The following is a 12,142-nucleotide window of genomic DNA, read 5'->3' on the forward strand; positions in this document are numbered from 1 at the left end:
GATCTTCCAAGTTAAAGCGATTGACTACGACAAAGATGAAAGTGACGTTATCGAATTGCCGATAACAGTCGTGGACGACATACCAACCCTTGCAGGTCAATCCATCACTCGAGTTGAAGGGCAGAATTTCAAAAACTCAAAAGTGGATATGTTTGCTGATGAGACGGACAAAGGGGCAGATGGTGCATCGTTAACCCGTTTAGAAGCTCCCGAAGGCTCTTCAATTTTATTTGGCGCACCTAGAAACTCGTTTGTGGACACTATTGAACTAAAAGAAGGTGTGCAAAGCGTAAAAGTTTATCAGCGCGAGGGGAGCGATCCTAACGCAGAACCACGCCAACTAGGGGTCTTGAAGGTCAATTCTAACGGTGAAATTGAGTTTAGAGCGTCAAATAACCTCGATCATCGTGGAGAGGATGCGATTAACTTTACCGTTAACGTTACTGCAACGGATGGTGACAAAGACACATCCATAGCCCCTTTAGATGTCACCATTACTGACAAAGAAGCCAAAGCGATTGCGCTTAAAGTGATCACCTTTGAAGATGCAGGGCGTGATGCATCAATAAAGTATGCTACTGACCAAGCGCCAGAGCGCGAAAATGCACTTGATAATCAAGATGACTTGCCAAACTCACCTGCTAAAGTTGAGCTGTCGGTCAATTTGTTTGATAACGACAACAATGAAGAGATTGGTAAGTTAATCATTGAGAGGGGTAATCATCGCGGCACCTTCTATTACAAGGATGGTGATACCTTTTATGAGTTAGAAGTGAACAACAATAGAGAGATTGTCTTTGATGGCACTAAGCTTGTGCAGGTGTTTAGTCAAAACGATACTATCGCGACCATTGACAACCTCTACTTCGTTCCTGACCGCAATTACGCGTCCGGTAATGGTGGAGTAAGAATTGAGTATCAACTGCAAATTTATAGAAACGGCAGCTATGATCATTCCTTGGACTCAAGCTTTAAGATTGAGATAGAAAGTGTTGCCGATAAAGCAACGTGGGATGACAGTAACAGCGACTACTACTATCAAACCGTAGAAGATGGTGACACGGTTACTCTAAAACTTGATGCAGATAGTCAAGATACTGTTGGGCCTAAAGAGATCATTACCTATGAGCTTGAAGCGACACTAGGTAAAGGCCAATTTGAGCTGCAAATTGGTGATAGAGTTTTGGTCGCACAGGGTGGCGTTTATACGTTAACCGCTGCGGAGATCAATAAAGTTGAGGTTAACCCGAAAGATCACTTCTCTGGTCAAATTCATTTAAAAGCTACCGCGATTACGACTGAAACACGCAACCCATACAATCACGATGGTATCAATAAAACCAGCGCTCGCTCAGAATCAAAAGATATTATTATTGATGTTGAAGCGGTGGCGGATAAAGGCAGCTTCAGTGTAAAACGTGTTCAGATTAATGAAGATAATATTAAAGAGCCGGATGGGGATACTAGTAGCTCTAATCGTGATCCGCTGACGTTAAATGAAATCATCACTATGAAACCGTCTGAGGATAGTGATAAATCAGAAACACTGCATGTTCGAATTTCAGATATTACAGAGGGGGCGAAGCTCGTTTGGGTTGGTAATGCTCTAAGCCAAATTACCGATGGTGTAACTGATGGAGGCAAACCGTATCAAGAAGTTCCTTACGATCAGCTAGGCAACGTTGAAGTCAGGCCAGATCTGCATAGCAATGAAGATTTCAAGTTCGACGTGACTGGTGTGGTTAAAGATACTGCGAAACTATCGGGAGATGTGACGCAGGTTTCAGAGTCGATTATAGGCACCAAAACAGTCAATGTCGGAGTCAAAGGTGTTGCGGATGCCCCCACAGTTGTTATTCCAGAATCTAGCGATTGGGAGGTGATTAATGATGGGGTTACAACGGGTGTCGAGACTACCATAAAAGAAAATGGTAGTGCTGAGTTGAAGTTCGCTGTTGACTCAGGCGAACATCAAGACCGCAAAGGTGATAACTCAGAATCGGTGACTGTACTGCTTTCTAATATCCCGAAAGGTGTTGTAATTGAAGACAGCAAAGGTAATGCGGTCAACTTAAACTTCGCTGGTTATGAGGACAATGATCCAAACAAGCCGATTTACGAAGCCAATATTACTAATCAAGGGGCAGGTGAGAACTCAGGTATTGTCATTAGGCCAGTATCGTCTTCAACTGAAAATATCCACATCACAGCGACAATAGTTGTTACTGAAAATGATGGCCACAGTAGAAGCTATGAACGAGATATCATCGTCAAGGTCGAGCCTGTTATTGATACGCCGGATAACTATACCAACGTCTCTGTAGGTAATGAAGATTCCCCAATCAATATCAAGTGGCATCCGAGGCTGGATGAAGACTATACCGATAAAGATGAACATGTTAATTCGATAAAAATCACTGGGATTCCAGACGGTTCAACGGTAACCGTGGCTGGTCAACCTGTGTCGTTCACTAATGGAACTATTGAGATTAATCCTAGTGCAGGTCAAACGGCCGCTGATTTTACAGAGGCTGCGCTCAAACCTGGGTTTATTCAAATTACACCACCTAAAGATTCTAGTACCAACTTTGATCTAAAAACCACGATTGAAGTTGAGGAGATTAATCATGAGCATACCACCGGGAACCCAACGGATGAAATTGCCAGTGTTAAACAAACTCTAGAAGGCACTATCACAGTCAAAGTCAATCCGGTTGTCGAAGCTGAGGATGCAGATAACAAACTTGTGTTAACTGAAGAGTCTGGGGCTCCCGTTGCTGGAGTGCTAAAAGCGGATGCTAGTGGGGAAATTCGCTTCACCGCCAATAGTGACAATCAAGCGTTGCTAAAAGATGCTAACGGTAACTTGATATTAGATGGAAATGGCGACCCTCAGCTAGCTTGGACGGGTGAATACGTTATTAAGTATCTGGAAACTGATGCAACGGACTCTCAGTATGAGTCTGATGAACTGGTTACTCGATTAGTGGTTCAGTTTGATACCAAGGACGAAGTCGTTTTGGATCAACTTTTTGTGCAAGGCGCAGTCTATGAGGGTGAAGGTCGCTGGGTTGTCACTGATAAAGAAGCGTTTAGTATCAAGGCGCCAAATGGATTGGATATTCCGGGTAGCAGTAGCAGTGTCAACAATATCGGCTTAACTATTTTTGCCGAAGTCGTGGATACGGGTGATGATGGCAGCAAACAAAGTGTTGCAGTACTGCGTCAGACGGATGTTACTTTGTCATTCCCTGAATATATTGATGGCAATGGTTCGAAAGCAGGTGTTGTTGATATCGTCGACAACGCCGTGATTATTGGCAATGAAGATACATCGATTGATCTTGGTACTCAGCTTAAACCCGCTATTAGGGTTGTTTCGCATGATCATGTTGAAGATACAGTCACTATTGTTATTGGTAACTCAGTCAAAGTGGATACGCCAGACGGTGAAAAAGTCTTTTCCATTGTGATTGGTGGTTCAAATGTCGACTTTACCAATGGCCAGTACGTGTTCAAAGCGACATTGGCTGCTGATGGAAGTATCACAGGTCTAGATGGATTAACGCTCACACCACCGAAAGATTACTCTGGTGATTTTAAATTGCCAATCACGGTAATCACCACCGATACAGGCTCTGGTGATGAGTTATCTCGACCAGAAGAAATTATCGTGAAAGTCGATCCTATTGCTGATGTGAAAGACGGTACGTCTTCTCAACCTAGTATAAATTTGGATTCGGTGGGAACGGTTAACGACGATGGTTCGATAGCAAAAGAAGCATTTGAAGACAGCCTCATCCGAATTGACCTTGGCTATGAGATTGCAGATAAGGTTTCAGGAACCGAGGGTGGCAACGAGGTGCTCTCTTCCATTACGCTAACTTTGGCCGACCCGTCGATTGGCCAGTTGTACAACGAGAGTACAAAAGAGTTTGTTACTTCAATATCATTCGATCAGGATCAGATTGATGCAGGTGCACTAGACAACGTTCTATTCAAACCGAAACTAAATTACCCAACTTCGAATGATGAAAACAAGGTAACCATTAACGTGAGTGGCGAGGTGACGGACACCGCGACATTTAACCTGGTTGGTGGTAAAGCTAATAACAAAGACAGCTTCTCTACCAGTGTCAGCTTTGACGTCACGCCTGTGGTTGATGACGTAGTTGTCACTGGACCAGGAGCCGACCCTACTGACGCCTCGAAGCCGATTACTATTAGCGGCAACGAAGATCAAGCCATCTCATTAGGCAATTCTGGTCCTGTATCTGTTTCGCTGACAGACACGGATGGATCTGAGTCTTTCGTCTCGATTAAGTTCATAGGTGTACCTGATGGATTCTTGCTGTCTGCTGATCCAAGTAGCGGATACACGGTCAAAAACAACGGCGGTAATGAGTGGAGTGTTAAGCTTCCGGCTGGTACTGGTGACTCAATTGATTTAAGCGCTATCTCCGTTCAGCCACCAAAACATTTTAGTGGCACCGTTAAGTTTGGCGTAACCGTGTTTACGCAGGAATCTTTGCTTGGCGTGCCAACACCAGCAAAAAATCTTCCTGAATTTGAAATCACGGTCAACCCAATTGGCGATATCGTTGATACCGACGCCACAGACTCTGTATCTGGCTTAGAAGGGCAGAACATTGATATTGCGATTAATGCTTCAGTTATTGATAAGGCCTTTTCTGCATCTGGCGCGGGTATCATCAGTGAAAATGGACCTGAAACTATTCGTATTGAAGTTAGCAATGTCCCTCAAGGTGCTGAGATCTACTATGCAAATGGAACAACCCTCGCGGATTATGATCCTGCAACTAACGTATGGACGTTAGATATTGATGCTCGAGACGTTGACAATATCGTATTTAATTCTGGCGAGCACAACAGCGACTCAGGCAATGCACTGGGAATAGACAGCCCAATTCATATTTCGGTGCAGTCCGTGGACAATGGAGCACTTGGGCCAAAAACTGAATTTGAAGTCGATTTAGTGATTGATCCAGTTAACGACCAACCAACCTTCGTTAACGTCATCAATCTAGAGACGTCTGAAGATATCGTAGGTGGGTTGGCAATTGATCAGCTTTCAATTGCTGATATTGACGCAACTTATGATGACCCAGATGCAACATACACACTGACTTTGTCAGTTGACAAAGGAACACTTGAATTAGCTAACGATCCAACAGTTCAGCCAGATGGTAGCGTAACTTTGACTGGTAAGCTGGCGGATATAAACGCGTCACTGGCTGCTGGCAATGTCATCTTTAAGCCAGATGCAGACAGTAACGACGGTAATAGCGGAGGACCAGTGACAGTAACAGCTATCGTTGATGATGGCGGTAACAATGGTGCGATTGATCCGGGCGATAGTTCTACCTCATCAACCAATCAGGCGACCTTTGCGATTAACGTTACTGAAGTTAATGATGCCCCAGAGCCGAGAGACTTTGATCTTGGGGATATTCCTGAAGAGGGGGCATTAACCATCAGCGAACAAGATCTGATTAATGGCACCTTTGATAAAGAAGGCGACACCATCACGGTTGACAAGCTTACGTTAGTCGAAGGGGAAGGAACCTTGAGTCAACAAGGTGACAACTGGGTGTTTGTTGCTGATAAAGATTACAACGGACCAGTCAAAATTAGCTATGTGGTGAAAGATGATGGCACTACCAATGGCCAACCGAATAATCTTACTGGGAACGCTGAGATCAATTTTGATGTAACGCCAGTCAATGATAAGCCACAACTGGATATTGATGATATTACAACCTTGATTGATGAGAATGTAAATCAACAGCTTAGCGGCATTTCGGTTACAGATGTGGATTATGTTGGCGCGTCAGCCAACGATCTAATGACAGTCACTTTGAACGTCAATCATGGTGCACTTTTCTCGTTAGTTACTCCTGCTGGATCAAGCGTCACTGCAACGGGTGAGGGTAGTGGCACATTGACGTTATCAGGAACACTGGCTGACCTAAATGCTTTATTAGATAAACCAAACAGTAATGTTGGGGTGTTTATTGATGCGAGCGGAGTTGCAGGGAATAGCGTTGATTTGGTTGTAACGGCCAAAGACAGCTGGAACTCTTCCGGTATTGCACTAGAGGCTGATCCGAAGAACTACACCATTACGGTCAATCCAATTGCTGATGCGCCAACCTTAGCACTTGATAGCAAATACGGCTTTAACAAGAACATTACTGCGACGCAAAGTGCAAGCACCAGTGGTATTGCAGTATTGGGGATTATGGCCGCGTTAACCGATACCAGCGAAGCACTGACGCTCGAGGTAAAAGATGTTCCGGCTGGTGCTATCGTCGAGAGTAGCACTGGATCTGTGACGCAAGACGGTGATGTCTGGAAGGTTCCCCCTGAGGCAATTGAAGGTTTAGCCATTAAAGGCGCGACTGAAGGGACACATGCTCTGCAGATTACGGCAGTTTCGCAAGAGATAGGTGATAATGGTCAAAGTCTCGATAGAGCAGAATCAAGCAACTCGATTACCATTAACCTTAACGTCGTTGAGAATGTTAATGCGCTAGAAATCGATAAGTCAGGGCAAGGCGACGCGGTTCACCTTGACGGTAGCGGTTCAAATAGCACCTTGACTGGCGGTAGCGGTGACGATTTGCTCGTCGGCGGTGCTGGTGACGACACCCTTGTTGGTGGTGAAGGCAATGATACGCTAGAGGGCGGCTTGGGCTCCGACATTTTGGTTGGGGGAACGGGTATGGATACCTTTATCTGGCGCGAGATCGATGATGGAACCATGGATACCATCAAAGATTTTAGTGTCAGTGAAGGAGATAAAATTGACTTACGAGAAGTGCTTCCTGAACTTAAAGCAGATTCACTAGATATGGATAGTTTGCTTCACCATCTCGATGTCAAAGTCGACGGCAATAATGTTGAGCTACACGTCCATCCTGCGGGAGAGGGAACTCAAGATCAGGGAATACTGGTAGAGAACCTTGTTCAGCAACTGGATAGCGGTTTTAGCGGTATGTCTCATGAAGATATGGTCTCGTCGCTACTTCAACATGTGATGCTGCATGACAATAACTAAACCAAGCTGACTGCAATAAAAACGCCCCAACGGAACAACAGTTGGGGCGTTTCTTTATTTGGTTGATAGTCTGATTGTTAGTCGACTTTATAGGTCGCGACAAAGCTTGCTACCGCGTGTGAAACAGCGTGTTGAAGCTCTTCGCAACTTGGTGGAGGTAAGTGACCAATGAGTTGCGGCCAGAACACAACGGCTTTGATCGCACCAATATATTGCTCTATGGCTATTGAAACGTTAGATATGTCGAGAACGCCTGCTTTAACGCCTTGCTGAGCCCATGTCTGCAAACTGAATGAGTCGCCTAGTGCTTGGCATTTTGCTGACAATACCTTTGATGTCTCTGGGCAACGAATACACTCCGCCATGACTAGTCGAGCCGTCGTTTGAAACTCTTCCGTGTTGATGTAGCACATGTGTTTGAGTGTGAGCGCGGTAAGTTGCTCGTCAATCGCAATCGCTGAGTCAAACTCAATATTGCATTGGTCATCGAAACGGCACATAAGCCTGTCTACGATCACTTCAAACAGGGCGTCTTTGTTTGGGTAGTATTTATAAAGCGTACGTTTAGAGACGCCAGCTTGCTTGGAAATACCTTCCATACTTGCTTGCTCAAAGCCTCGTCGAGAAAAAACCTCAATCGCAGACTTGATGATGTCCTCTTGTTTTATATCGCTTCTTTTAGTCATTAAAGTATCCGACGAACACAAGGTAAACGATGATGTTTACTTTTTGCGAGTAACGCCACTATACACTATAGTTTCCGGTTTTGAATAGTTTTTCGTGGAGAGGGTTAACACTTGCGCTTGTTAACTAATCCTATTGTTTTTATTCATTATTTTCATGAAAATGACAAACAGTGATGCGGTAGCCCAGAGGACTGGGCTACTTTTAAAGGATACTAGGACTCTAGCTACGTGATTATTGCTCTTCACCGACGCGTTGAGGGGCGAGGTGAATAGTCTGAGTAGGGAAAGCAATGTCTGCTTCATGCTGCTGGATGATTTGGTAAATCTGCAGTAGTACGTCCTGCTTCACTTCGTGATAGCGAATCCAGTTCACTGTCTTAGTAAACGTGTACACCATGAGCGTCAGTGACGAAGGTGCAAAGCCGTTAAAATTAACGATCAATGTCTGCTTGGCATCGATATCTGGGTGGCTTTGTAGCATCTGCTTGATTTCCTCGGCAATGACTTCAACTTTCGCACCATCTTGATAGCGGATGCCGATATTTTCATAGATGCGTCGATTTAGCATTCGAGAAGGGTTTTCAACCACAATACTACTGAACACCGAGTTAGGCACATAGAGCGGCCTTTTATCGAAGGTGCGAATAATGGTCATTCTCCAGCCGATGCGCTCGACGGTGCCTTCTATTTGTCGATCTGGAGATCGAACCCAGTCGCCAACTTTGAACGGGCGGTCAAAGTAAATCATCATTCCACCAAAGAAGTTGGAGAGTAGATCTTTGGCAGCAAAACCAACGACAAGACCGCCCACACCTCCAAATGTAAGCAGGCCTGAAAGGCTAAGTCCAAACGCTTGCATTACCGTCAAGGCACCGATGACGATAAAGAATAGGCGGGCAACTTTGGCCATGGCTTGAACCGTGGTTTCGTCACGTTGGTTTTGCTTCAGCACATACTCTTCGATGTTGTTGATAAGGCGCATAGTGATCCAGACGAAAATTCCAATGACCAAAAGCAACTTTAAGGTACTGAGCCAATTGAGTTTTGAATCCGTCACATCTTCGAGTAAGTAACCGATAGATAAGGTGGCTGGCCAACACCAAATCAAGGCGCTAACAGGGGTTTTGAGTGCTTCTAAGGTGAGGTCGTCCCACTGAAAACTCGTTTTGCTGACTAAGATTTCAAGGCGACTATAAACAATGCGCCAGATTACCCAAGCGATGAAGCTAGCGAGCGTAATAAGTAACACATTGTTATCCCACGCTTGCAGCATGTTTTTGATAGGTTGTGGAAGGCTAGAGATATACTCATTCATTGTGCGGTTCTATTACAAGTTAAGTTACCTTGAGTATAAGTGATTGACTATACACACACTAGAGGGTTTAACGGTGTAGCCTCAATAGGTATTACTTTTCACTGAAATGGTCAGAGAGAGCAGCACGGCGGTTTTTAGCTGCACCCCCACCTTCCATGTCTATCGTGCCCTCATAGCCTGCTTTAATGAAACGTTGTGTAGGGCTGTTAGGCACTAAGCGTTTGAGTTGAGGAGATTTAAATGTGCCAGCTAACTGGTATACGGAGTTACCACGTCCCGTTTGGACAGTAATACGTTTGCCATCAAATTCAAACTGTGTCGCTACTAGCCTGTTATTTCGATACACCCCTTTTTCATTTAGGGTTAAAACTTCGGTCTTGTACTTGGGGGCGCCAATTTCTATCCATTTACCGTAAACATGCTTAGGGTGGGTGTAGTCTTGATAGCTGAAATAGAGCAGTGAGCTGAAACAGATAGCCAGTAACATGAAGATGAAGACGAATATCAATTTAATTTTGCTTTGTTTGATCATAGTGGTTGATTGTTTTCGTCTCAAATGTGCGAATACTGCGGAGCTCTAGCTTGAAGTAGAACAGTACTGAGAGCAATAAATGCACAGTAAATTTTGAACCTAAGCCCAATTTCCGTGAAGTTTTGGTATGTTACTCATTCAATTCTAGGCTGGTTAGTGCGCAATAACGAATTGGTACGAATAGATTGTGAAGCAACTACTCCATGGTGAGATAAATTGGCTTGCTTGTGGTAATTAGTTGTTTGGTTCAGTTCTAGCGGAAATACTTAGACTACTAAATTAAGTCTAAGATTGAGGAGCAAAAAGATTCTTATTGCTGAAATAGACAAATTTCGATACAACAACATCTTCATAGGGATAGACCCGAGTTCAAGGAGAGAGTAATGATTAAGGTAAACAGCTATTTTGAAGGCCAAGTTCAGTCATTAGGTTTCACACAAGATGATGGTGATTCTAGTGTTGGCGTTATGGCTGCAGGTGAATACACGTTTGGTACCGCAGCACCTGAGCGCATGACAGTGATTAAAGGTGCACTTACCGTGAAGAAGGCTGGTGAACAAGAATGGGTAACTTATAATGCAGGCGAGCACTTTGATGTAGCGGGTGATTCATCCTTTGATTTACAGGTTAAACAGTCAACGGCTTACCTTTGTGAGTATTTAAGTTAATAATCACCTGATAGAGTATGAGTAACCACGCAATAGCGTGGTTTTTTTGTTTTGATACGGGCCGTAGCTTAGTTAGCCCGTTTTTTGCATAGTAAGATAAAAAGGTTTTGATACAGGATTCGTTTTTATCGAAGTTATCCCCAGTTATTATCAGAAATCTTATTGTTAGAATTGACTATACTAAGTTAGAGGCGGTCAAAAGAGAGGAGGTGCCTATGGCTGTTGTTCCAAAACACACTGACTCCCATAGTCGGTATGACCCAAAACAGGATCTCACCGCAGATCAATTGCATCGCTTTGGTAAAACTGCGCAAAAGGCACATGAGCGGCGTAAAGAGGAAAACGAAAGGCGCACTGTTACCAGTGTAGCAAGGGCTGCAAGAGAAGCGGCCTTGAGACCTGTGATTCCGCCTAAACGAGAAAAACCTAACACTGTTCGTTATGTGGCATGGCTAATTGTATTCATGGCCTGTTCGCTCTGGCTAATGTACATGAGCGGTTAGCCTTGCTTGATGGAAGTGACGCTCGCTAACTTGGCGGTCTTTTCCTTCGCCTGAGTTTGGTTCTGTTCCTGTGGGCGATAGAAGTGGAACCGATTCTTACCACCATGTTTGGCTGCATACATGGCTTTGTCTGCGCAACGAGTCAATTCTGCTAATGTGTTCGCATCGTCGGGGTATATTGCAACTCCAGCACTGATAGTGAGTTGTTCTATTTTTTCCGACGCTTGATAGGTATGCGTAAATAAGTTGCATATTCTGTCTAAAATGCCTTCCAGATCTCGTTTTGATTTCACATCATAAAGCAGTAAAACAAACTCATCTCCCGCAAACCGTGCGATGGAGTAGTCGTATTTCTCGGTGCGGCGGTCTTTTTGTCGGATGTTGTTTTTCAGTCTCTGAGCGAAGTGCTGCAGTACTTTATCGCCGACATCGTGCCCATGGGTATCATTGATCAGTTTAAAATTATCGATGTCTAAAAACACCATAGCGGTAATGTTTGAGCTGTCTTGTTTCTCTTTTAACTTTTCGCTAGCCCAGTTTTCAAAACTACGTCGATTGGCAAGCCCAGTCAGGTGGTCTAGGTAGGCAAGATCTTCAATGCCCTCCTTATAAAGAGATTGCACATAACCCATCACCTTGGAGTGTTGGTAAGAGGAGGCATTGCACAGTATGTATAAGGCAAGAAGGCTAAACAAAAAAATACCATGTGGCCCGTTGGCGGTATAAGAGAGTACGTCAGAAAACAGTACGGCGAACATTACAATCGCAATGAAAAGGGTGCTAACCAATGCACCGCTTTTAAACTCATTGGCAAACACAATAATCGCGAGTATCGGGTATAACCAAAGTAGTCGGTCACCCACACTCTGACCGTAGAAAAGCAGCAAAACACCGAAACACAGCAATATACCGCTTAATATTAAGCCGCTGAACTTTGGGTTTGCGTTACTGTTAATGTAGAAAAGGTTTGCGGTAAGGATGATGGAAAACGCTAAATTAATCGAGGCGAGGAAATAGTTTTGTTCGATGAAGCGAACGAGACAAAACGTCACCATGATTGCCACACAAATAGCAGAATAGAGCAGAACATTTTTGCGTTTTTTAGACGCGTTAATGTCCGCCATTTCTTCAATCTGTTGCCCTGCTAAACGTGGCATACAACCCCTTTTCACTATAAACAAAATTCCTCAATGAAAGTTTAGATGAGATTCAGCTGCTTGAAGCGGCCTTCAACTTCTGGAAAAAGGCCGGAGGGGTAATGGAAACGAGATATCTAACGTGATAAATGCTAGTCGCGCAATGCATTGATTTTTTGACGGTTAGGTAACTTACTGTCTTATTGAACGATATATTAGGA

Annotated in this window: 7 protein-coding genes; 3 read left to right on the forward strand and 4 right to left on the reverse strand. The window is 44.1% G+C overall.

Annotation, left to right across the window (positions count from 1 at the left end):
- Positions 1 to 70 precede the first annotated feature (70 nt).
- A complete protein-coding gene (locus QTO00_RS06500) occupies positions 71 to 7,081 on the forward strand; it encodes a cadherin-like domain-containing protein (protein WP_331423756.1) in 7,011 nt (2,336 codons plus the stop codon).
- 77 nt (positions 7,082 to 7,158) lie between these two features.
- On the opposite strand, the gene QTO00_RS06505 is transcribed toward QTO00_RS06500, so the two are convergent.
- The 3 genes from QTO00_RS06505 to QTO00_RS06515 form a co-directional block, all read right to left on the reverse strand.
- The gene (locus QTO00_RS06505; protein WP_331423758.1) at positions 7,159 to 7,767 is read right to left on the reverse strand and encodes a TetR/AcrR family transcriptional regulator; all 609 of its coding nucleotides are present in this window, start codon (positions 7,765 to 7,767) and stop codon (positions 7,159 to 7,161) included.
- A gap of 232 nt (positions 7,768 to 7,999) precedes the next feature.
- The gene (locus tag QTO00_RS06510; protein ID WP_331423760.1) at positions 8,000 to 9,082 is read right to left on the reverse strand and encodes a mechanosensitive ion channel family protein; all 1,083 of its coding nucleotides are present in this window, start codon (positions 9,080 to 9,082) and stop codon (positions 8,000 to 8,002) included.
- Between the two features lie 91 nt (positions 9,083 to 9,173).
- Positions 9,174 to 9,614, reverse strand: a complete 441-nt coding sequence (locus QTO00_RS06515) for a DUF2850 domain-containing protein (RefSeq protein WP_331423762.1) — start codon at positions 9,612 to 9,614, stop codon at positions 9,174 to 9,176.
- A gap of 383 nt (positions 9,615 to 9,997) precedes the next feature.
- Here QTO00_RS06515 and ppnP point away from each other — a divergent pair, with 383 nt between their 5' ends.
- Both ppnP and QTO00_RS06525 read left to right on the forward strand, forming a co-directional pair.
- Positions 9,998 to 10,282 (forward strand): pyrimidine/purine nucleoside phosphorylase, encoded by a 285-nt coding sequence (ppnP, locus tag QTO00_RS06520; RefSeq protein WP_331423764.1) that lies wholly within the window; start codon positions 9,998 to 10,000, stop codon positions 10,280 to 10,282.
- Between the two features lie 215 nt (positions 10,283 to 10,497).
- Positions 10,498 to 10,785, forward strand: a complete 288-nt coding sequence (locus QTO00_RS06525; protein WP_038201697.1) for a hypothetical protein — start codon at positions 10,498 to 10,500, stop codon at positions 10,783 to 10,785.
- Here QTO00_RS06525 and QTO00_RS06530 read toward each other — a convergent pair.
- Positions 10,782 to 11,942, reverse strand: coding sequence for a GGDEF domain-containing protein (locus tag QTO00_RS06530; RefSeq protein ID WP_331423767.1), 1,161 nt, complete (start codon positions 11,940 to 11,942; stop codon positions 10,782 to 10,784). The two genes, QTO00_RS06525 and QTO00_RS06530, sit on opposite strands and share 4 nt — an antisense overlap.
- Between the last annotated feature and the right edge of the window lie 200 nt (positions 11,943 to 12,142).

The sequence above is a fragment of the Vibrio sp. M260118 genome (assembly GCF_036533755.1).
Classification (GTDB): domain Bacteria; phylum Pseudomonadota; class Gammaproteobacteria; order Enterobacterales; family Vibrionaceae; genus Vibrio.

Excerpts from the sequence above, each read along its gene's own strand:
- QTO00_RS06505 (WP_331423758.1), bottom strand. The coding sequence starts at position 7,767 with ATGACTAAAAGAAGCGATATAAAACAAGAGGACATCATCAAGTCTGCG.
- QTO00_RS06510 (WP_331423760.1), bottom strand. The coding sequence starts at position 9,082 with ATGAATGAGTATATCTCTAGCCTTCCACAACCTATCAAAAACATGCTG.
- QTO00_RS06515 (WP_331423762.1), bottom strand. The coding sequence starts at position 9,614 with ATGATCAAACAAAGCAAAATTAAATTGATATTCGTCTTCATCTTCATG.
- ppnP (WP_331423764.1), top strand. The coding sequence starts at position 9,998 with ATGATTAAGGTAAACAGCTATTTTGAAGGCCAAGTTCAGTCATTAGGT.
- QTO00_RS06525 (WP_038201697.1), top strand. The coding sequence starts at position 10,498 with ATGGCTGTTGTTCCAAAACACACTGACTCCCATAGTCGGTATGACCCA.
- QTO00_RS06530 (WP_331423767.1), bottom strand. The coding sequence starts at position 11,942 with ATGCCACGTTTAGCAGGGCAACAGATTGAAGAAATGGCGGACATTAAC.